Here is a 19290-nt window from a genome sequence, read left to right as displayed (position 1 = left end):
TCCAGCAGCACGGGCGGGTCAGTCGAGGACCGTCACTTGACCGGTGTTGCCGTCGACGCTCAGCCGCTGGCCGGTCTTGATGTTCTTGGTGGCGAAGGCGGTGCCGGTGACGGCAGGCAGGCCGTACTCGCGGCACACGATGGCGGCGTGGCTCATGATCCCGCCGACGTCGGTGACGGTCGCCGCGATCTTGCCGAACACCGGCGCCCACGACGGCGCGGTCAGGGGCGCGACCAGGATCTCGCCCTCCTGGAGCTCGCTGATGCCCTCGGCGCCGAGGATCACCCGGGCCGGGCCCTCGGCGACGCCGGGCGAGGCCGCGAACCCGGACAGCGTGCCGTCGGGGTTGTCGGACCCGCCCAACCACGCCTTGACCGAGTCGGAGGTGACGCCCCAGAGCATCACGCTGAAGGGCTCGGTGATCACCTCCGGCGGGACGCCGAGCGCCGGCGGGGCGGACCAGGAGCGCAGGGCCTGCATGATCGCCTGGCGACGCGGGATCTCGCGGCCCCAGTACGCCGGGCCGCGCGACGGGATGCCGACCGCCCAGCCGTGGAAGTAGTCGAAGATCGCGTCGGGCACCTCGTTGCGGCGCAGCAGGAAGATGTCGTCGGCCGTGCCGAAGAAGCCCGCGTCGGTGAGCAGCTGCCCGAGCTGGCGCATCTTGCCCCAGACCTGCGACATGCCCCAGTGCTCGACGTAGAAGTTGTGGTTCTCGACGTACGGGAACACGACCCTCGCCAGCCCGAGCTTGCCGTCGAACGTCGCGCGGTTCTCGTCGTCGTCGATGAGCTCGGAGTACTCCGCCACGATCCGGTCCCGCTCGGCCTCGATCGCCTCGATCGGGCGGGCCAGCGACTCGCCCCGGCCGAGCGCGGCGACGTAGGACGCGATGAACCCCATCGGGATGTCGGGGTACTCCGCCCACACCTTGTCGGAGTGGTAGAAGCCGGAGCCCGAGGAGAAGTTGAACCACGGGTGGTGCGCCTCGTCCCACGCGGCCGCCCACTGCTTGCCGGCCTCGTCGCCGTCCATCGCGGCCAGGGTGTCGGCGGCGACGCCGCTGATCCGTTCGCCGACGCCGAGCTCGACCGCGAGCTGGGCCAGCTTCTTCAGCTCCTCGTCGGGCCGGAACAGGTCGACCTCGATGCCGGCCACCATCTTCGCGATGGCCTGGTCGGGGATGGAGGGCCACAGCTGCTTGCAGAAGCCGAAGAAGTCGAGGTAGGCGGCGTAGCCGAGGTTGAGGAACTCGAAGTGGTGCGCCCACAGCTTCGCGGTGAGCTGCACGAGCTTGTCGTACTCGAACATCATCAGCTGGCCCGAGCCGATGCCCCGGCCCTCGGTGATGACCGACATGTCCTCGCGGTGCGGCAACGGCTGGAAGTCGATCGCCTCCAGCTCGGCGATCACGCCCTTGATCTTGTCCATCCACGCGTCGTAGAGCGTGGACCAGTTCGCGAAGTAGTGGCCGGCCCGCTCCGCGAACTCCGGGACCCGCGCCTCGATCTCCGCGGGGTCGGTGACCGGCACGGGGGAGAGGTACATGTGCCCGTTGAGGTAGCGGATGTCGACGCCCAGCGCCGGGGGGATGACGTAGTGCCGGGTCGTGTACTGGCCCAGGAAGGTGAGCGCGAAGTCGAGGACCGTCGCGTCCCAGGGCTCGATCGCCTCGGGCGTGTGCACCCCGTCCATGAACCAGAACATCGACTCCTCGAGCTCGCGCCGGTCCTCGCTGAACACGGTGGAGTAGCCGTAGAGCTCCTCCCAGCCCTCCGCACCGGTGGGCGTGACGACCTCGAACGGGCTCGGGAAACGATCGGGCATGGTGACTCTCCTCTGGGCGACGCTGACGGATCAGTGCAGGTGGACGGTCTGGGTTCCCGAGGGGTGGAGCAGGTTGTGCACGATGGAGCTGAACGTGTCGGCGGCCGCCTCGGGCACCTCGCGCTTGCGGCGGCTCCAGACGGTCTCCGGGCGCGACTGGAGCAGGACGACGTTCTCGCCGGGGGGCAGCGCCGGGTCGATGGCCCACTCGACGTCCTGCGGCCGGCCGTAGTGCTTCTCGGCCCGGCGGGCCAGCGCGGCGACGGCCCGGATCTCGTCGTCGGAGATGCTCGGGGCGGTACGCCGCTCCGCCTCGACCTCCCGCTCGACGACGCGGTCGGCGCCGTCGAGGACGTGCTCGACGGTCTTGTCGGAGACCACCCGCGAGGTGATCGTGCCCATCACCTTGTCGACGAGGAAGTTGTCGGGCGTGACCGCGCCGCTCACCACCGCCTCCCCGAGGCCCCACGATGCGTCGATCGCGATCTGGGAGCGGTCGCCGTTCAGCGGGTTGAGGGTGAACGCGACCCCCGACGTGCGGGGCATCACCATCTGCTGCACGCCGACGCTCATCGCCACGTCGTCCTCGGCGTAGTGCATCTGGCGGCGGTACCAGATCGCCCGCTCGGTGTAGAGGCTCGCCCAGCAGCGCACCAGGTGCTCGCGCACCCGGTCGCTGCTCCGCACCCACAGGTAGGTGTCGTGCTCGCCGGCGAAGCTCGCGTCCGGCTGGTCCTCGCAGGTGGCCGAGGAGCGCACGGCGACGGGCAGGTCGCTCTGGCCGCGCCGCTGCGAGAGCGTCGCGTAGGCGTCGTCGACCTGGTCGACCAGCCACTGCGGCAGGGGCGTGCCGGTGACCAGGTCGCGCGCCTCGCTCGCCGCGCTCGCGAGGGCGTCACCGTCCTCCACGTCCACCCCGGAGACCAACGTGGCGAGCGCGCTCGCCAGCCCGGTCTCGCCCAGCGTCCGCCGGTAGGCCTCGGCGCTGACCGCGAACCCCGCGGGCACCGGCAGGCCGGCCATCGTCAGGATGCCGAGGCTGGTGTTCTTGCCCCCGAGGTGCGGCTCCAGGGCGGGGTCGTGACGGTCGAACCAGGCAATGTGCTGTTGAGCCATCGGGTGGTGCCTCCGGGAGCGTGGGGGCCTGCGGCTGGGGACATCTTGTGGCGGTGGTCACCCCGTGGGGTGAGAATGTCCCGCGGAGCGGGACATGACAAGGGCAGGATGGGCGCGTGGGCGATGCGGGTGAGGCGGGGCGGTCGCACCTGCTGTCCTCGGTGCGCAACGCCGCGCGCGTACTCCGCGCGTTCTCGCACGCCGACCAGGAGCTCGGCGTCACCGAGCTCAGCCGGCGCCTCGGGCTCGGCAAGAGCACCACCCACCGGCTCGTCGCGACGCTCGAGGCCGAGCGGCTGCTCGAGCAGGACCCGGCCACGGGGAGGTACCGGCTCGGCCTGGCGCTCTACGAGCTCGGCACCACCGTCACCGAGCACGTCGACCTGCACCAGGCCTCGCTGCCCGTGCTCACCACGCTGCGGCACCGCACCGGTGAGATGGTCCACGTGGCGGTGCTCGACGGGCTCGAGGCGGTCTACGTCGAGCGGCTCGAGAGCCCCTACATGCTGCCCGTCTTCCGACGGGTGGGCCACCGGCTCCCGGCCCACTGGACCAGCTCGGGGAAGGTCATGCTCGCCGCGCTGCCGCGGGCCGAGCTCGAGCGCCGGCTCAAGGGCGCCGAGCTCGACGCGCGCACCAGCCACACCATCACCGACCACCACGCGCTGGTGCGCGAGCTGGAGGCGGTCGCCAAGCAGGGGTGGGCGTCCAACCTCGAGGAGGGTGAGCTGGGCGTGAGCTCGGTCGGCGCACCGCTGCGCGGCGGCGACGGCAACGTGATCGCCGCGGTGACCGTGGTCGGCAGCAGCGACCGGATCAACACCGGCTCGCTGCGGCGCTACCGCTCCGCCGTCCTCGAGGCGGCGGCCGTGATCAGCCGGCGTCTCGGCTACCGCGGGAGCCTGCGTTGAGGAACCCGCCAGAAACTTCGCAGGAGGATGTCGAAGCGGCCGGACGTCGTTCGACGTACGTGCGTCAACCAACCCCGAGCAACAACCACCAGGAGTGATGAGATGCCGCGTTTCATGGGATTCGTGCGGATGGAAGAGGGCGTCGGGACGCCGCCGCAGTCGCTGTTCGAGGCGATGGACGGCTACATCGGTGAGCGCGCCGAGCGGAAGATCTTCCTCGACGGTGGCGGGCTGTACGGCACTGAGGACGCGGTGAACTTCGTGGTCCGCGACGGCGCGGTGAGCCGGGTCGACGGCCCGTACGCCGAGGCCAAGGAGGTCGTGGGTGGCTGGGCGCTGCTGCAGTACGACACGGTCGAGGAGGCCATCGCCGACCAGCACGAGTTCGCCGAGCTGCACGCCAAGCACTGGCCCGAGGCCACCGTGGTCGCGACCCTGCGCCAGATCTCCGAGGGTCCGGAGGCGCCCGGCGAGTGACCGGCGCCTGACCGGCGCTCACTACGCTGGCCCGGTGCCGGCGGACCCCAGTGCCGATGACCCCAGTGCCGACCCGAACCGGGCCATCATCGCCGCGTGGCGGGCCGAGTCGGCCCGCCTCGTCGGCGCCCTGACCCGGATGACCCGCGACGTCGGGCTCGCCGAGGACCTCGCGCAGGACGCCCTCGTGGCGGCGCTGGAGCAGTGGCCGGGCACCGGCGTGCCCGACAGCCCCGGCGCCTGGCTGATGACGACGGCGAAGCGGCGCGCCATCGACCACTTCCGGCGGGCCGAGAACCTGCGCCGCAAGGTCGCCGAGCTCGAGCACGCGGCAGGTGGGGAGGAGGCCTCGGTGCCCGACCTCGACGCCCACGTCGACCACATCGAGGACGACGTGCTGCGGCTCGTCTTCCTGACCTGCCACCCCGCCCTGACCCCTGAGTCTCGCGCGGCGCTGACGCTGCGCCTGGTCGGCGGGCTCACGACGGGCGAGATCGCCCGCGGCTTCCTGGTCAGCGAGTCGACGATGGGCCAGCGGATCTCGCGCGCCAAGAGGACCCTGGCCGAGGCGCACGCCGAGTTCGAGCTGCCGACGGGCGCCGAGCGGGCCCGGCGGCTCGACGACGTCATGGCCGTGGTCTACCTGATGTTCAACGAGGGCTACACCGCCACGGCCGGGGACGACTGGATGCGCCCCGACCTGGCCCACGAGGCTATCCGGCTCGCGCGGATGCTCGCCTCGCTCGCGCCCGACGAGCCCGAGGTGCTCGGGCTGCAGGCCCTGCTCGAGCTCCAGGCGTCGCGGATCCCCGCGCGGCTCGACGAGCACGGCGCGCCGGTGCTGCTCGAGGCGCAGGACCGGACCCGCTGGGACCAGCTGCTCGTGCGCCGTGGGCAGGCGGCACTGCGCCGGGCGGAGCAGCTCGCGGCACGCGGGCGCCCGGTCGGCGAGTACTTCCTGCAGGCCTCGATCGCCGAGCAGCACGCCCGTGCCCAGCGGCCCGAGGACGTCGACTGGCAGCGGATCGCCGAGCTGTACGACGTCCTGGCCCGGGCCGCTCCGGGTCCGGTCGTCGAGGTCAACCGGGCGGTGGCCCACGGCCGCGCCCACGGGCCGGAGGCCGGCCTCGCCGTGCTGGAGCAGCTCGGCCCGGACGCGCTCGGCGACTCGCCACTCGTGCCCGCCGTGCGCGGCGACCTGCTCGAGCGGGCGGGCCTGCACCGCCAAGCCGCGGAGGCGTTCACCGAGGCCGCCGGGCGCACCAGGAACGAGGGCGAGCGTGCGGTCCTGAGCCGCCGGGCGGAGCACAACCAGGGCCGCGCGTCCGCACGCCCCTAGAACGCCGAGCGGAGGCCGCCCGCGTCGAGGTGGAGCACGCCGCCGTGCAGGACGTCCGCCTCGGGGTCGAGCAGCAGCGCCACGGCCCAGGCGATCTCGTCGGGGGTGGGCAGGCGGCCGAGCGAGGTGCCCGCGGCGTACGACGCCCACTGCTCCTCCACGCTGACGCCTCGCTCGGCGGCGCCGCGCTCCACGAGCGCGCGCAAGCGCGGGGTGTCGGCCGGCCCTGGGCACAGCGTGTGCGTCGTGACGCCGCGCGGGCCGTAGACGTCGCCGAGCTGGCGCATCAGGTTGATCACGCCCGCGTTGATCGCGCCGGGACCGGCCGACGTCGGCTTGGGCTCGAGGCCGAGCGTCCCGGCGAACATCACGATCCGCGAGCCCGGCCCGAGCCGGGGGTCCACCGCCCGCACCAGCCGGAGCAGCCCGCCGAGCTTGATGTCGGCACCGCGCGCCAGGTCACCGGGGGCGATGGTCTCCACCGAGCCGGCGACCGGCAGACCCGCCGTGAAGACCGCCATCCGCACCGGCCCGTCGAGGGCGGCGCGGATCGTCTCGATGGCGCTGTCGTCGGCGAGGTCCGCCACGCAGGGGGTCACGCCCGGGACCGCGGCCGCCAGCCCGGCCAGGTCGGCCTCGTTCCGCCCGACGCCGAGCACCCGCTGGCCGCGCGCGGCCAGCCGCGTCGTGACCGCGCGACCGAAGGAGCCGGTGGCGCCGACGACCACGCACAGGTCGGCCTCAGCCATCGCGCTCCGCCCGGGCGGCCGCGCGGGCCTCGACCTCCTCGCGCCGGGCCACGCTCGCCGGCACGCCGCCGATGCCCCACGCCTCGGGCGGGAACTGGGTGATGTAGGTCCGCACCCGCTCGACCGGGGTGTCGAGGACCTCGGCGACGAGGTGGGCGACCCGCTCGTGCAGCTGCTCGATCAGCTCCGGCGGGCGGCCTTCCATGATGTCGATCCGGACCAGCGGCATGACGTCTCCCTTCAGCTGTCGGCAGGCGCCAGCCCGAGGCGCAGGCGCGCCTCGGCCACGGCGGCCGCCTTGTCGTGGTGGTGGACCTCGATCGCCTGCAGGCCGGCGGCCAGCCCGCCGGCGACGTTGACCGGCATGTCGTCGAGGTAGACGGTCTCCGGTGCCGGCACTCCGGTCGCCTCGATCGCCGCCCGGTAGGCCGCGGGGTCGGGCTTGAGGACGCCGGTCAGGGACCCGTCGACGATCGTGTCGAACGGCTCGAGCCACTCCTGCGCGTCCGCCCACTCGGGGCCGTGGAAGTCCACCAGGTCGTTGGTGAGCGCGACCAGCGGCAGACCCGCGGCCTTGGTGTCGTGCATCAGCGCCACGACCTCCTCGGTGAGCCACTCCGACGAGGGTCGCTCGTAGAGCCAGTTGATGAGCCGCCGCGTGGTCCAGCCGTCCTCGCCGAGAACCGAGCCGATCTCGGCGGCACGCTGGGCCCAGTAGGCCCGCTCGGTGACCTCGTGGCGCAGCATCCGGTGCCACAGCTCGTCGCCCGGGCCGGCGAGGTCGATCTCGTCGGCGTACGCCGTCACGGCCGGCTCCGCGAGCGCGGTGCGGTGGCGCACCAGCTCGCGGGCGTTGCGCAGCACCACGCCGCCGATGTCGAGGACCAGCGCGCGGGCCGTGGGGGGAGGCGGCATGTCGCACAGGGTGTGCCCTGGCGCGGCCCACGACAAGGGACGACGGCGACCCGCGTTCCGTGGGCGGGAACACGGCGTTCTGGTCCGCGGGACGACGTTCCGCATCAGGGACCGCCGACGGCCACCGTTCGGGCATGCCTCTCGTGGTGCGCTCCCTGACGCTCGAGGCGGCCGGCGTGCTCGCCGTCGAGCTCGTCGATCCCGACGGCGAGCCGCTCCCGGGCTGGGAACCGGGCGCCCACCTCGACCTCCGGCTGCCCGGAGCGCCCACCCGGCAGTACTCCCTCTGCGGTGACCCCTCCGACAGGTCGCGCTACCGGCTGGGGGTGCTGCGCGAGCCGGAGAGCCGCGGCGGCTCGGCGTACGTGCACGACGTGCTGCGCCCGGGCGACCTCGTCGAGGTCACCGGGCCGCGCAACCACTTCCGGCTGGAGCCGGCCCCGGCCTACGTGTTCGTCGCAGGCGGCATCGGCATCACCCCGATCCTCCCGATGCTCGCCGACGCCACCGCCGCCGGCGCGGACTGGACGCTGCTCTACGGCGGCCGCTCGGCGGCGTCGATGGCGTTCACCGCCGAGCTCGCGGCGTACGGCGAGCGCGTGCGGCTGTGGCCCCAGGACACCCACGGGCTGCTCGACCTCGACGCCCTGCTCGGGTCGCCGCGGGCCGGCACGCTGGTCTACGCCTGCGGCCCGGAGCCGCTGCTGACCGCGGTGGAGCAGCGGATGGCCCGGTGGCCCGCCGGTGCACTGCACCTCGAGCGGTTCGCCGCACCGGCGACCGAGCGCGGCCCCGCCGACGACCAGTCGCTCGAGCTGGTGCTGGCCGACTCCGGGCGCATGCTGCAGGTCCCGCCGGAGCAGTCGGTGCTCGACGCGCTGCTCGAGGCGGGTGTCGAGGTGGTGCACGACTGCCGGGAGGGTATCTGCGGCAGCTGCGAGGTCAAGGTCGTCGAGGGCGAGGTGGACCACCGCGACCACGTGCTCAGCGAGGCCGAGCGGGCCGCCCACGGCTGCATGATGGTCTGCGTGTCGCGCGCCTGCGGTCGCCGGCTGGTGCTCGGCCTCTGAGGCACGATGGCGTCATGACGAAGTTCCTGATGGCCGTCTACGGCCCGGCGGAGTACGACGGCGAGTTCTACGGCTACGGCTCCGAGGAGGAGATGCGCGAGTCGATGGCCGAGACGTCCGCCTTCAACGAGTCGTTGAAGGAGAAGGGCTACTGGGCCTTCGCCGACGGCCTCGAGGAGGCGGCGACCGCGAAGGTCGTCGACGGCCAGGGCGGAGCGCCGGTCGTCACCGACGGCCCCTACCCCGAGGCGAAGGAGTTCATGGGCGGCTTCTGGATCATCGACGTGCCCGACCTCGAGGTGGCTCTCGAGCTCGCCGCGGAGGCTTCGAAGGCCTGCCGCGGCAAGGTCGAGGTGCGGCCGTTCCAGACCGCTCCGCCGTCCTGACGCCGGTCCGGCGCGCGCCTGCCGTTCCGCGGGGCGGCACGCGGCCGTCCCGCGGACAGGGACACGACCGGTGGGCCGCGCGCCCGGCGCGATCATCGGCGCCGTGACACGCATGCAACCGATCCCGGCTGAGGACTGCGCCGACCCCGAGCTCGCCGACGCGCTCGGGCACTTCACCCGGACCCTCGGGTTCGTCCCCAACAGTCTCCTGACCATGCAGAGGGTCCCCGCGATCGCGAAGGCAGTGATCCACCTCAACCGAGCGGTCTTCGCGCCGGACGGCGAGGTCGACCTCGGCCTGAAGAGGCTGGTGGGGCACGTGGCCAGCGCCGCGTCGGGGTGCCAGTACTGCAAGGCGCACACGACGGTCAGCGCGACGCGTCACGGCGTCAGCGACGAGAAGATGGCCGCCGTCTACGACTACGCGACCAGCCCGCTGTTCACCCCGGCCGAACGGGCCGCGCTCGACTTCGCCATGGAGGCGGCGTCGGTGCCAAATGCGGTCACCGACGCGTCGTACGCCGCGCTGGCCGAGCACTGGACCGAGTCGCAGATCGTGGAGCTGCTCGGCGTGGTCTGCATGTTCGGCGTCTTCAACCGCTGGAACGACTCGATGGCCACCCCGCTGGAGGAGCTGCCCATGGCCCGAGCCGGAGAGCTGCTGGCGGATCGGGGCTGGACGGCCGGGAAGCACCGGCGGCCGTGAGGCCTACGTCCCGTCGGCACGCGCGTGCGCCCGCAGCCGCTCCGACCAGGAGAGCGCGCGCTCGAGGTTGACCTCTGCGTAGAGCCTGCCGTCCACCTCCACGACCGGGTGGAGGGGGAGGTCGGTGCCGGCCGCGGTGCGGCACGCACCGGTCGCGAGGTCGAAGGCGTACCAGTGCCCGGGACACACGAGGGTGTCGTCGCGCACGAGCCCGTCGACGAGCGGGTTCTTCTTGTGGGGGCACAGCGCGTCGGTGACAACCAGCCGGCCGCCCAGGTCGAGCACGAGGTAGGACCGGTCCTCGTGCGTGACCACCCAGCGCTCTCGGCCGGCCGGGTCGCCGAGCGGCACCCTCGTCAGCGGCACGCCAGCTCCACGGAGCCGAGCCGGTCGATCGTGGCGACCACGACGTCGCCGGCCGAGACCGGGACGGCGGCGGTCAGGCCGCCGGAGAGGACCACCTCGCCGGCGCGCAGGCCCTCGCCGGACGCCGCCAGCTCGCGCACGAGCCAGGCGACGGCCGCGGCCGGGTGCCCGAGCGACGCGGCTCCCGACGCGGTGGCGACGACCTCGCCGCCGAGCTCGAGCACCACCCCCACGAGCCGGAGGTCGAGGCCGTGCGGCGGCACCGGCGTGCCGACGACGTACCGCCCGGCCGACGCGTTGTCCGCCACGACGTCGGGCATCGTGAACCGGTAGTCGGTGTAGCGCGAGTCGAGGACCTCGATGCCGACCGCGACACCGGCGGTGGCGCCCAGCACCTCGGTGGCGGTGACGTGCGCGCCGGAGAGGTCGCGGCCAATCACGAACACGATCTCCGGCTCGCAGCGCGGGCTGATGTGCTCGGCGACCACGAGCGGCTCGCCGAGGTCGAGGACGTGGTCGCCGGCGAGGAACCCGTAGATCGGGGCGTCGACACCGACCTGCTGCTGCTTCGCGCGGCTGGTCACGCCGAGCTTCCAGCCGACCAGGGGCCCGAACCCGGCCCGCTGCTCCGCCTGGATCTCGTACGCCGTGAGAAGGTCGAGCGAGGGGAAGGTGTCGCTCAGCTGCGGGATCGCCACCCGCTCGGTCCGCGCCGCCCGGAGCATCGAGACCTCGACGTCGTGGGCCATCACGCCACCACCCTCAGGGTCACCGGACCGAGCCGGTCGAACTCGGCGCGGAACACGTCGCCGGCGGCCATCGGCACCGCGGCGTGCAGCGCGCCGGTCATGACCAGGTGGCCGGGCTCCAGCGCGATGCCGCGCTCGCCGAGCACGTTGGCCAGCCAGGCGACCACCAGGAGCGGGTCGCCGAGCGCCGCGGCGCCGGCGCCGGTGTCGGCCAGCTCGCCGTTGCGCGTCAGCGTCATGCCGACCAGGCGGGTGTCGACCTGCGAGAGCGGCACCACGCGCGAGGAGACCGCGAACGCGCCGTTGGAGGCGAGGTCGGCGACCGTGTCGGCGAGCTTGATCCGCCAGTCCTCGAACCGGGAGTCGACGATCTCGACGCCCGCGCTGACCCCGGCGACCGCCCGGGCCGCCTCGGTGACGCCGACGCCGGGCCCCTGGAGCCGCTCGCCCATGACCGCGATGACCTCCGCCTCGATCTTCGGCTGGATCAGCGTCGAGAGCGACACGGAGCCGCCGCTGACGAGAGCGGTCGAGGCGAGGATCGGGGCGAAGTCGGGGGAGTCGACGCCGATCATCCGCTGCATGGGCTTCGACGTGAGCCCGACCTTGTAGCCGACGATCGCGTCGCCGTCGGCCAGGAGGAGGTCGACGAGCTGCTCCTGCACGGCGTAGCCGTCGCCCATCCCGAGCGTCGGGTCGGCGTCGGTGAACGGCGCGATCGGCACCCGGTCGCGGCGCGCGTCGTAGAGGGCCCGGGCCTTGCCCGGGGCGTCGGTGATCGGCATCGGTGTCTCAGCCCTCCCGCAGGTCCTGGGTCTCGTGCGTCCAGCCGAGCCGGCGCGACGCCGCCTCGCCGGCCTCGACGACCACCACCGCCAGCCGGCGTCGCTGCTGGGCGCCCATCCGGGCCGCCGGGGCGCCGATGCTGATCGCGGCCACCACCCGTCCCGAGGCCTCCCGGATCGGCGCCGCGATCGACGCCACGCCGACCTCGCGCTCCTCGACGGCCTCCGACCAGCCGCGGGCGCGGATCCTGGCCAGCTCGGCGCGCAGCACGGCCGGGTCGGTGATCGACCTGGGCGTCATCTGGGCGAGCGGGGCGGCCGCCGCCAGGACGCGCTCGAGGTCGGGCTCGGGGAGGTGGGCGAGCAGCGTCTTGCCGGACGACGTCGTGTGCACCGGCACGCGGCGCCCGGTCTCGTTGAAGAGCCGGAGCGTCTGCGAGCTCTCCAGCCGGTCGATGTAGACCACCTCGTGACCGTCGAGCACCCCGACCTGGCAGCCCTCGTGCGTCTCCTCGCGCAGCGACGCCAGCACCGGGCCGACCGCGCCGTGCAGGTCCATGTGGGAGTGCACGACCTGGCCGAGCTCGAACATCGTGAGCCCGAGGCGGTAGGCGCCGCTGTCGGTCTTCTCGACCAGCCCCTCCTGCACCAGCGTGGTGAGCAGCCGGTGCACCGTGCTCTTCCCGAGGTCGAGCCGGCGCGCCAGCTCCGAGACGCCGATCTCCTTCTCGCGGGAGAGGAACGCCTTGAGGAGCCGGGCGGCGTTGCCGACCGAGGACAGCCCGTCGCTCATGCGGGGGTCCACTGGGTCCGGCCGCCGACCGCGGAGAGCAGCGCCTTGCGGATCGCGTCGGGGTCGGGTGCGCCGCCCGGCGAGGCGTCCTCGCAGGCGGCGCGCACGCCCTCGTCGTACGGCGAGATCGCGCGCGCGAGCAGGGCCTGCGCGCGAGGTAGACCGGCGTGCACGGCGCCGACCAGCTCGTCGACGAGCACCTCGCGGCCGCGGACCCGCGAGCGGATGGTCTCGAAGTCGCGCGCCGCCGCGGAGTGACCGTTGGCGAGGCCGGTGCCGACGTGGGTGGCCTGGTGTCCCGACAGGCCCGCGCCGGGCTGCGCGACGACGTGGTAGAGCACCGTGCCGACCCCGAGCGCGCGCCGGACCTCGTCGAAGGCGGGGGCCTCCCGCTCGTCGAGCAGCCCGAGGTCGGGGAGCACGACCGGGTCGTAGAAGCGCAGCTCCCACGTGAGGCCGCCGTAGCCCGCCTCGGTCGCGACCTCCGGAGCACGAAGCGGGCCGAGGCTCTCGGCGGTCGCGAGCACGTGGAGGTTGCGGGCCGCGACGGCGGCCACGGTGATCCGGCCGGCGGTCATCAGCGACATCCGCCCGCGAACGCCGGGGGAGAACGTCGCGGCCTGGTCGACGTAGGCGCGGTGGATCTCCTGGACGTAGCCGGCGACCGCGGTGCGCATCGCCTCCGGTCCCGGGCGGTCCTGCGGGGGTGCATCGTGTTCCGACATATGGAACGGCCTTCCTTTACACGGAACGCTAGCCATCCCTACGTTCGGGAGTCAAGAAGTCCGCCGATCCCCAGGAGGCCCCGGTGGGAGTCCTTCGACTCGCCCACGTCGACGTCCGGACGCCGGACCTGGAGCTGTCCACGGCGTACTACACCGAGGTGCTCGGCCTGCACGTCACCGAGCGCACCGAGGACGCCGTCTACCTCAAGTGCTGGGACGAGGAGGACCACCACTCGCTCCGCCTGCGCGCCGACACCCGGATCGGGATGGACCAGTTCTCGTTCCGCGTCGAGAAGGAGGACGACCTCCCCGAGCTCGAGAGCCGGCTGGAGAAGGCGGGCTGCCACGTGGAGCGGGTCTCCCGCGGGGAGTCCGTCGGCCAGGGGGAGTCGATCCGGTTCGAGATCCCGTCCGGGCAGACGATGGAGCTGGTCTGGGAGCTGGAGAAGCTCGGCAACATCCTCGGCAAGCTCAACCCCTCGCCGGTGCCCCCGCCCGACCTCCCGGGCATCGCGCCGCCGCGGATGGACCACCTCCTCATCAACGCCGAGGAGGTCGGCGAGGCGCACACCTTCTTCAAGGAGGTGCTCGGCTTCCGGATGACCGAGCAGGTGCTCGACGCCAACGGCCACCAGATGGGCGTCTGGATGGAGCGGTCGCACTCGCCGCACGACGTCGCGATCGTCAACGGCCCCAACGGCGCCCTGCACCACTTCGCGTTCTGGCTCGACGACTGGGACCACGTGCGCAAGTCGGCCGACATCCTGGCCTACAACGGCGTCCAGATCGACCAGGGACCGACCCGGCACGGGGTCACCCGCGGCAACACCATCTACTTCTTCGACCCGCTGGGCACCCGAAACGAGGTGTTCACCGGCGGCTACAGCCCCGATCCCGACTTCCCCGAGATCACCTGGACCGAGGACCAGTTCGGCCGCGGGCTCTTCTACTACGAGAACGTCGTCGCGCAGCGCTTCCTGCGCTTCCACACCTGATCGACGAAGGGAGCCGACCGGTGTCCGACCGCATCCTCCGCCTCCAGCACGTGCAGGTCCGGGTCCCCGACCTCGAGCTGTGCACGGCGTACTACACCGAGGTGCTCGGCCTCATCGAGACCGCGCACGAGGAGAACCGGGTCTTCCTCAAGTGCTGGGACGAGCACGAGCACCACTCGGTCGTGCTGCGCCAGGCGCCGACCTACGGGCTGGACCACATGAGCTTCAAGGTGGCCGAGCTCGAGGACCTCGACCACTACACCGAGCGGGTCGAGGCGTGGGGCATCCCGGTCAAGAGGTACGCCGCGGGCGAGCTCGGCCCGGGCTGGGGTGACGCGATCCGGTTCGAGGCCCCGTCGGGGCACACCATCGAGCTGGGCTTCGGCATGGAGAAGGTCGGCAACATGCTGCCGCTCTTCAACCCGCCGCCACGACCGGGCAACCTGGTCGGCATCGCGCCGCCGCGGCTCGACCACGTCTTCATCATGGCCGAGGACGTCGACGAGGCGACCCGCTTCTACCGCGAGGTGCTCGACTTCCGGCTCACTGAGCAGATCCTCGCCAACGACGGGCACCAGATCGCCACCTGGCTGGAGCGCTCGCACTCGCCGCACGACCTGGCGATGGTGACCGGGCCCAACGGGGCGCTGCACCACTTCGCGTTCTGGGTCGACGACTGGAACGCCGTGCGCGAGGCCGCCGACCTGCTGGCCTACAACGGCGTGAACATCGACGTGGCACCCACCCGGCACGGAGTCACCCGGGGCCACACGACCTACTTCTTCGACCCGGTCGGCAACCGCAACGAGGTCTTCACCGGCGGCTACTGGGTCGACCCCGACTTCGAGCCGATCACCTGGACCGAGGAGGAGATGGGCCGGGCGATGTTCTACTACGACCGCGAGGTCAACGAGCGCTTCTTCACGGTGCACAGCTGATGACCGGTACCAGCACCAGCACCGGGCCGGCGTTCCGGCGCACCGACCGCACGGACGCGCCGCTCTACCTCGCCCGCTACGCCGACCGCCGGTCGCGACCGGCGCCCGAGGGCGCGCCGGACGAGGACGACTCGACCCCGCTCTACCTGCGCCGGTTCCGCGAGCGCCGCGAGGCGGTGCCGCCGCGGACCCGCTCGGTGCCGCTCGAGCACGAGGGCGAGCGGTTCGCGCCGGAGTACGCCGCCGTGACCCGCAGCCACGAGATCATCCCCGAGCAGCGCAGCGCGCGGGACGGCTACACGACCGAGATCCGGATCATCCGGCACGGCATCACCCAGGGCTACTCCACCGACGCCGGGCTGACCCCGATGGGCGCGTGGCAGGCCCACCAGCGCGGCCAGGCGCTGGCGCGGACGCTGCGCGAGTGGCCGCAGATGCGGATCGTCTGCGCACCGACCAACCGGGCCCGCCAGACGGCGGAGCAGATCCACCGGGGACTGCTCGACGGGCTCGCGCAGTACGGCCGCGACGCCGCGGTGACCGGCCCGGAGCCGGTGGAGGAGCTCAAGAACTTCCAGGTCTGGAGCCCCGACGGCGTCCGCGACATCACCGCGTCGTTCCGCAAGTACCAGGCCGAGATGGAGAAGCTCGAGCGGATGGCGGCCGGCGACCGGCCGCGCTGGCTGGTCGAGATCGACCGGTTCTACCGCACCCAGCTCGGCGGCGCCGACCCGATCCAGCTGTGGCTGACGATCCCGCTCATGTATTTCGAGTCGCCCCAGGCCTGCGTGCGGAGGTTCTGGACCGGCTTCAACCGCCTGATCGCCGAGTCGCCGGGCCAGCGGATCATCGCGGCCACGCACTCCGGCCCGATCCGGGCGTTCGCGACCTGGGCGCACGGCTACGACCCGGGCGAGCCCGTCAACACCGAGGAGGTCGTGGTGCGTGTCAAGCACGGCGGCCGGACCGCGACGGTGAGCTACCGCAACCGGGTCACCGAGGTGAACATCCCGCAGGAGGACGAGATCCCCAGGTGGGACGCATGAGCACGTCGTCGCGGGGCAAGGCCCGGGCCGCGATCATCGGCCCCGGCAACATCGGCACCGACCTGCTCGCCAAGCTCCGGCGCAGCGAGTCGATCGAGGTGACCCACGTCGTCGGCGTGGTGGAGTCCGAGGGGCTCCAGCGCGCGAGGTCGATGGGCATCGAGGCCTCGGCCGAGGGGCTGGACTGGCTGCTCTCGCGCGACGACCTGCCCCAGATCGTGTTCGACGCGACCTCGGCCAAGGCCCACCGCGCGGCCGCACCCAGGCTGGAGGAGGCGGGCATCGTTGCCGTCGACCTCACGCCTGCCGCGGTCGGACCGCTGGTCTCACCGCCGGTGAACTTCCGCGACCACGTCGACGCGACCAACATCAACATGATCAGCTGCGGCGCTCAGGCAACCGTCCCGATCGTGCACGCGGTGTCGTCGGTCGTGCCCGTGGCCTATGCCGAGATCGTCGCCTCGGTCGCCTCGAAGTCCGCGGGGCCCGGCACCCGCGCCAACATCGACGAGTTCACGCACACGACGAGCCGTGCGGTCCGCGAGCTCGGCGGCACGCCCCGGGGCAAGGCGATCATCGTCCTCAACCCGGTCGAGCCGCCGATGATCATGCGCGACACGATCTTCTGCGCGATCCCTGCCGACGCCGACCACGACGCGATCACCGAGTCGGTGCACCGGCGGGTCGCCGAGGTGCAGGAGTACGTCCCCGGGTACACCCTGCGCGCCGAGCCGCAGTACGACGACCCGCGCGAGAAGTGGGACGGCAACGGCCGGGTCACGGTCTTCATCGAGGTGCTCGGCGCGGGCGACTACCTGCCGACCTACGCCGGCAACCTCGACATCATGACCGCCGCGGCCGCGCGGGTCGGCGAGCTCGTGGCCACCACCCGCTTCGTGGGGGCCGACGCATGACCGGCACCGAGCGCCCCGTGCGGATCACCGACACGACGCTGCGCGACGGCAGCCACGCGATGTCCCACGAGTTCACCGAGGCCCAGGTGCGCGCGACCGTGCACGCGCTCGACGCCGCGGGCGTCGAGGTGATCGAGGTCAGCCACGGCGACGGCATCGGCGGCTCGTCGTTCAACTACGGTTTCTCGAAGGTCGAGGACATCACGCTGGTCCGGGCGGCGGCCGAGGAGGCCGAGCGCGCGCGGATCGCCGTGCTCCTGGTGCCCGGCATCGGCACCATGGACGACCTGCGCAACGCGCGCGAGGCCGGCGCGTCGGTCGCGCGGATCGCGACCCACTGCACCGAGGCGGACGTCTCCATCCAGCACTTCGGCCTGGCCCGCTCGCTGGGCATGGAGACCGTCGGCTTCCTGATGATGAGCCACCGGACCTCGCCCGAGGAGCTCGCGAAGCAGAGCCGGATCATGGTCGACGCGGGCTGCGAGTGCGTCTACGCGGTCGACTCCGCCGGGGCGCTGGTGCTCACCGAGGCCAAGGCCCGCATCGCGGCGCTCGTCGCAGAGGTCGGCCGGGAGGCGCAGGTCGGCTTCCACGGCCACCAGAACCTGTCGCTGGGGGTGGCCAACTCGGTGCTGGCCTTCGAGTCCGGCGCGCGGCAGATCGACGGGTCCCTCTGCGCCCTCGGCGCGGGCGCCGGCAACTCGCCCACCGAGGTGCTCGCGGCGACGTTCGACCACCTCGGGGTCGAGACCGGGGTCGACGTCGCCGGCGTCCTCGACGCGGCCGAGGAGGTCGTGCGCCCGTTCCTGCCGCGCTGGCCCAAGGCCGACCGCACCGCCATCGTGCAGGGCTGGGCCGGCGTCTACTCGTCGTTCCTCCTGCACGCCGAGCACGCCGCCGAGCGCTACGGCGTCGCGGCCCACGAGATCCTGCAGCGCGCCGGTGAGGCGGGCTACGTGGGCGGCCAGGAGGACATGCTGATCGACATCGCGCTCCAGCTCGCGCAGGAGCGCGACCTCGGGGCCGTCGGAGCCCGCTGAGGAGGCGCCATGGAGCTGATCACCCACCACATCGACGGCGAGGACGTCGAGTCGGGGTCGGGGGCCCGGTTCGAGTCCGTCGACCCCTACACGCAGGCGTCGTACGCCGAGGTCGCCCTGGGCGGCGCGGCGGAGGTAGACCGCGCGGTCGCAGCCGCCCGGCGGGCCTTCGACGAGGGTCCGTGGCCGCGCATGGGCCTCGCCGAGCGGGGGGCGCTACTGCACCGGCTCGCCGACCTGGTGCTGGAGCACCTCGACGAGCTCGCCCTCGCGGACACGACGGACATGGGCAAGCCGATCACCGACGCGCGCACGAAGGACGTCCCTCGCACCGCGCAGAACTTCCGGTTCTTCGCCGACCACGCCCGGCTCAGCACGGGAGAGACGCTCCCGATGGACAGCGGGCACCACGCCTACTCGCTGTTCCAGCCCGCCGGGGTGGTCGCGGCGATCTCGCCGTGGAACTTCCCCCTGATGCTCGAGTCGTGGAAGGTCGCGCCGGCCCTGGCCTGGGGCAACACGGTGGTGCTGAAGCCCGCCGAGGACACCCCGAGGTCGGCGACCCTCCTGGCGCGGCTGGCCACCGAGGCCGGCCTCCCGCCGGGCGTCCTCAACGTGGTCCACGGCTTCGGTCCGGACTCCGCCGGGTCGGCGCTGACCCAGCACCGCGGCGTCGACCGCATCACGTTCACCGGCGAGTCCGGCACCGGTCGGGCGATCGGGCAGGCGGCCGCGGCGAACCTCACCCCGGTCAGCTTCGAGCTCGGCGGCAAGGGCGCCAACCTCGTGTTCGACGACGCCGACCTCGACAACGCGGTGTCGTGGTCGATCAAGGCGATCTTCAGCAACGCCGGGCAGGTCTGCCTCGCGGGCTCCCGGCTGTTCGTGCAGCGCGGGGCGTACGACGAGTTCCTGTCCCGGTTCGTGGCCGCGGCCGAGGCGCTGCGCCTGGGGGACCCGAAGGACCCGGCGACCGAGCTGGGCCCGCTGGCATCCGAGGAGCACTGGAAGAAGGTCAGCGGCTACCTCGACGAGGTCGGGGCCGGCACCGGCCGGATGCTGACCGGTGGCGCCGGCGAGGGCTGGTTCGTGCACCCCACGGTCGTCGTCGACGCGCCGCTCGACTCCCGGATCGTGTGCGAGGAGGTGTTCGGCCCGGTGGTGACCCTGCACCCGTTCGACACCGAGGAGGAGGCGGTCCGGCTGGCCAACGACTCGCCGTACGGCCTCAACGCGATGGTGTTCACCGAGAACCTCTCCCGCGCGCACCGCGTCGCCGCCGCGCTGCGGGCCGGCACGGTGTGGGTGAACTGCTTCTTCATCCGCGACCTCAGGGCGCCGTTCGGCGGCGTCGGCGACTCGGGCGTCGGCCGCGAGGGCGGGACCTTCAGCCGCGAGTTCTTCACCGAGCCCAAGGCTGTGGTGATGCAGGTCTAGGAGGCT

22 protein-coding genes are annotated in these 19290 nt (G+C 72.7%); 12 read left to right on the top strand and 10 right to left on the bottom strand.

The window, feature by feature from the left end; translation table 11 throughout:
- Positions 1–18: 18 nt before the first annotated feature.
- Positions 19–1827: a PEP-utilizing enzyme gene (locus G514_RS0113730; protein WP_028652218.1), complete on the bottom strand. Its 1809-nt coding sequence runs from the start codon at positions 1825–1827 to the stop codon at positions 19–21.
- Between the two features lie 30 nt (positions 1828–1857).
- Complete coding sequence (locus G514_RS26725) at positions 1858–2943, bottom strand: PEP/pyruvate-binding domain-containing protein (RefSeq protein WP_051247441.1); 1086 nt, start codon at positions 2941–2943, stop codon at positions 1858–1860.
- 116 nt (positions 2944–3059) lie between these two features.
- Here G514_RS26725 and G514_RS0113720 point away from each other — a divergent pair, with 116 nt between their 5' ends.
- The 3 genes from G514_RS0113720 (at position 3060) to G514_RS0113710 (ending at position 5670) form a co-directional block, all read left to right on the top strand.
- A complete protein-coding gene (locus tag G514_RS0113720; RefSeq protein WP_211222132.1) occupies positions 3060–3854 on the top strand; it encodes an IclR family transcriptional regulator in 795 nt (264 codons plus the stop codon).
- Between the two features lie 102 nt (positions 3855–3956).
- Entirely contained in the window at positions 3957–4331 is a 375-nt protein-coding gene (locus G514_RS0113715; protein WP_028652216.1) for a YciI family protein, read from the top strand.
- A gap of 34 nt (positions 4332–4365) precedes the next feature.
- Positions 4366–5670, top strand: a complete 1305-nt coding sequence (locus G514_RS0113710) for an RNA polymerase sigma factor (RefSeq protein ID WP_084152090.1) — start codon at positions 4366–4368, stop codon at positions 5668–5670.
- Here G514_RS0113710 and G514_RS0113705 read toward each other — a convergent pair.
- The 3 genes from G514_RS0113705 to G514_RS0113695 are packed head-to-tail and all read right to left on the bottom strand — an operon-like array spanning position 5667 to position 7334.
- On the bottom strand, positions 5667–6419 hold the full coding sequence (locus G514_RS0113705; protein WP_028652214.1) for an SDR family NAD(P)-dependent oxidoreductase: 753 nt from the start codon (positions 6417–6419) through the stop codon (positions 5667–5669). The two genes, G514_RS0113710 and G514_RS0113705, sit on opposite strands and share 4 nt — an antisense overlap.
- A complete protein-coding gene (locus tag G514_RS26720; protein ID WP_036564675.1) occupies positions 6412–6648 on the bottom strand; it encodes a tautomerase family protein in 237 nt (78 codons plus the stop codon). Before G514_RS26720 ends, G514_RS0113705 begins: the two co-directional genes overlap by 8 nt.
- Before the next feature lie 11 nt (positions 6649–6659).
- Complete coding sequence (locus tag G514_RS0113695; protein ID WP_028652213.1) at positions 6660–7334, bottom strand: HAD-IA family hydrolase; 675 nt, start codon at positions 7332–7334, stop codon at positions 6660–6662.
- A 134-nt stretch (positions 7335–7468) separates the two neighbouring features.
- On the opposite strand from G514_RS0113695, the gene G514_RS0113690 reads away from it, so the two are divergent.
- The 3 genes from G514_RS0113690 (at position 7469) to G514_RS0113680 (ending at position 9496) form a co-directional block, all read left to right on the top strand.
- Positions 7469–8404, top strand: coding sequence for a PDR/VanB family oxidoreductase (locus G514_RS0113690; RefSeq protein ID WP_028652212.1), 936 nt, complete (start codon positions 7469–7471; stop codon positions 8402–8404).
- Positions 8405–8418: 14 nt separating this feature from the next.
- Entirely contained in the window at positions 8419–8790 is a 372-nt protein-coding gene (locus G514_RS0113685) for a YciI family protein (protein ID WP_028652211.1), read from the top strand.
- 112 nt (positions 8791–8902) lie between these two features.
- On the top strand, positions 8903–9496 hold the full coding sequence (locus G514_RS0113680) for a carboxymuconolactone decarboxylase family protein (protein ID WP_036564874.1): 594 nt from the start codon (positions 8903–8905) through the stop codon (positions 9494–9496).
- Between the two features lie 3 nt (positions 9497–9499).
- Here the strand turns inward: G514_RS0113680 and G514_RS26715 are convergent, their stop codons facing one another.
- The 5 genes from G514_RS26715 to G514_RS0113655 are packed head-to-tail and all read right to left on the bottom strand — an operon-like array spanning position 9500 to position 12914.
- Entirely contained in the window at positions 9500–9862 is a 363-nt protein-coding gene (locus tag G514_RS26715; RefSeq protein WP_211222131.1) for a Rieske (2Fe-2S) protein, read from the bottom strand.
- A complete protein-coding gene (locus tag G514_RS0113670; protein WP_036564673.1) occupies positions 9853–10611 on the bottom strand; it encodes a 2-keto-4-pentenoate hydratase in 759 nt (252 codons plus the stop codon). Before G514_RS0113670 ends, G514_RS26715 begins: the two co-directional genes overlap by 10 nt.
- Complete coding sequence (locus G514_RS0113665; protein WP_028652208.1) at positions 10611–11396, bottom strand: 2-keto-4-pentenoate hydratase; 786 nt, start codon at positions 11394–11396, stop codon at positions 10611–10613. Before G514_RS0113665 ends, G514_RS0113670 begins: the two co-directional genes overlap by 1 nt.
- Positions 11397–11403: 7 nt before the next feature.
- Complete coding sequence (locus tag G514_RS0113660; RefSeq protein WP_028652207.1) at positions 11404–12189, bottom strand: IclR family transcriptional regulator; 786 nt, start codon at positions 12187–12189, stop codon at positions 11404–11406.
- A complete protein-coding gene (locus G514_RS0113655; RefSeq protein ID WP_051247440.1) occupies positions 12186–12914 on the bottom strand; it encodes a hypothetical protein in 729 nt (242 codons plus the stop codon). Before G514_RS0113655 ends, G514_RS0113660 begins: the two co-directional genes overlap by 4 nt.
- An 83-nt stretch (positions 12915–12997) precedes the next feature.
- Here G514_RS0113655 and G514_RS0113650 point away from each other — a divergent pair, with 83 nt between their 5' ends.
- Genes G514_RS0113650 through G514_RS0113625 form a run of 6 tightly spaced genes read left to right on the top strand, consistent with a single transcriptional unit; the run spans position 12998 to position 19284 of the window.
- The gene (locus G514_RS0113650; RefSeq protein WP_028652205.1) at positions 12998–13909 is read left to right on the top strand and encodes a catechol 2,3-dioxygenase; all 912 of its coding nucleotides are present in this window, start codon (positions 12998–13000) and stop codon (positions 13907–13909) included.
- A 20-nt stretch (positions 13910–13929) separates the two neighbouring features.
- Positions 13930–14847, top strand: a complete 918-nt coding sequence (locus G514_RS0113645; protein ID WP_028652204.1) for a catechol 2,3-dioxygenase — start codon at positions 13930–13932, stop codon at positions 14845–14847.
- Complete coding sequence (locus tag G514_RS0113640; protein WP_036564671.1) at positions 14847–15893, top strand: histidine phosphatase family protein; 1047 nt, start codon at positions 14847–14849, stop codon at positions 15891–15893. The genes G514_RS0113645 and G514_RS0113640 overlap by 1 nt, the downstream gene beginning before the upstream one ends.
- Positions 15890–16807: an acetaldehyde dehydrogenase (acetylating) gene (locus G514_RS0113635; protein WP_028652202.1), complete on the top strand. Its 918-nt coding sequence runs from the start codon at positions 15890–15892 to the stop codon at positions 16805–16807. The genes G514_RS0113640 and G514_RS0113635 overlap by 4 nt, the downstream gene beginning before the upstream one ends.
- Positions 16804–17847 (top strand): 4-hydroxy-2-oxovalerate aldolase, encoded by a 1044-nt coding sequence (dmpG, locus tag G514_RS0113630; protein WP_028652201.1) that lies wholly within the window; start codon positions 16804–16806, stop codon positions 17845–17847. Before G514_RS0113635 ends, dmpG begins: the two co-directional genes overlap by 4 nt.
- Positions 17848–17856: 9 nt before the next feature.
- Complete coding sequence (locus G514_RS0113625; RefSeq protein WP_028652200.1) at positions 17857–19284, top strand: aldehyde dehydrogenase; 1428 nt, start codon at positions 17857–17859, stop codon at positions 19282–19284.
- The last annotated feature ends 6 nt before the right edge of the window (positions 19285–19290 follow it).

The sequence above is a fragment of the Nocardioides halotolerans DSM 19273 genome (assembly GCF_000422805.1).
GTDB classification, from domain to species: domain Bacteria; phylum Actinomycetota; class Actinomycetes; order Propionibacteriales; family Nocardioidaceae; genus Nocardioides; species Nocardioides halotolerans.
This window is presented reverse-complemented; position numbering and strand designations above follow the sequence as displayed.

Bases quoted from the DNA above. Each gene is read 5' to 3' on its own strand.
- G514_RS0113730 (WP_028652218.1), bottom strand. From the start codon at position 1,827: ATGCCCGATCGTTTCCCGAGCCCGTTCGAGGTCGTCACGCCCACCGGT.
- G514_RS26725 (WP_051247441.1), bottom strand. From the start codon at position 2,943: ATGGCTCAACAGCACATTGCCTGGTTCGACCGTCACGACCCCGCCCTG.
- G514_RS0113715 (WP_028652216.1), top strand. From the start codon at position 3,957: ATGCCGCGTTTCATGGGATTCGTGCGGATGGAAGAGGGCGTCGGGACG.
- G514_RS0113705 (WP_028652214.1), bottom strand. From the start codon at position 6,419: ATGGCTGAGGCCGACCTGTGCGTGGTCGTCGGCGCCACCGGCTCCTTC.
- G514_RS26720 (WP_036564675.1), bottom strand. From the start codon at position 6,648: ATGCCGCTGGTCCGGATCGACATCATGGAAGGCCGCCCGCCGGAGCTG.
- G514_RS0113695 (WP_028652213.1), bottom strand. From the start codon at position 7,334: ATGCCGCCTCCCCCCACGGCCCGCGCGCTGGTCCTCGACATCGGCGGC.
- G514_RS0113690 (WP_028652212.1), top strand. From the start codon at position 7,469: ATGCCTCTCGTGGTGCGCTCCCTGACGCTCGAGGCGGCCGGCGTGCTC.
- G514_RS0113685 (WP_028652211.1), top strand. From the start codon at position 8,419: ATGACGAAGTTCCTGATGGCCGTCTACGGCCCGGCGGAGTACGACGGC.
- G514_RS0113680 (WP_036564874.1), top strand. From the start codon at position 8,903: ATGCAACCGATCCCGGCTGAGGACTGCGCCGACCCCGAGCTCGCCGAC.
- G514_RS0113670 (WP_036564673.1), bottom strand. From the start codon at position 10,611: ATGGCCCACGACGTCGAGGTCTCGATGCTCCGGGCGGCGCGGACCGAG.
- G514_RS0113665 (WP_028652208.1), bottom strand. From the start codon at position 11,396: ATGCCGATCACCGACGCCCCGGGCAAGGCCCGGGCCCTCTACGACGCG.
- G514_RS0113660 (WP_028652207.1), bottom strand. From the start codon at position 12,189: ATGAGCGACGGGCTGTCCTCGGTCGGCAACGCCGCCCGGCTCCTCAAG.
- G514_RS0113655 (WP_051247440.1), bottom strand. From the start codon at position 12,914: ATGTCGGAACACGATGCACCCCCGCAGGACCGCCCGGGACCGGAGGCG.
- G514_RS0113640 (WP_036564671.1), top strand. From the start codon at position 14,847: ATGACCGGTACCAGCACCAGCACCGGGCCGGCGTTCCGGCGCACCGAC.
- G514_RS0113635 (WP_028652202.1), top strand. From the start codon at position 15,890: ATGAGCACGTCGTCGCGGGGCAAGGCCCGGGCCGCGATCATCGGCCCC.
- dmpG (WP_028652201.1), top strand. From the start codon at position 16,804: ATGACCGGCACCGAGCGCCCCGTGCGGATCACCGACACGACGCTGCGC.
- G514_RS0113625 (WP_028652200.1), top strand. From the start codon at position 17,857: ATGGAGCTGATCACCCACCACATCGACGGCGAGGACGTCGAGTCGGGG.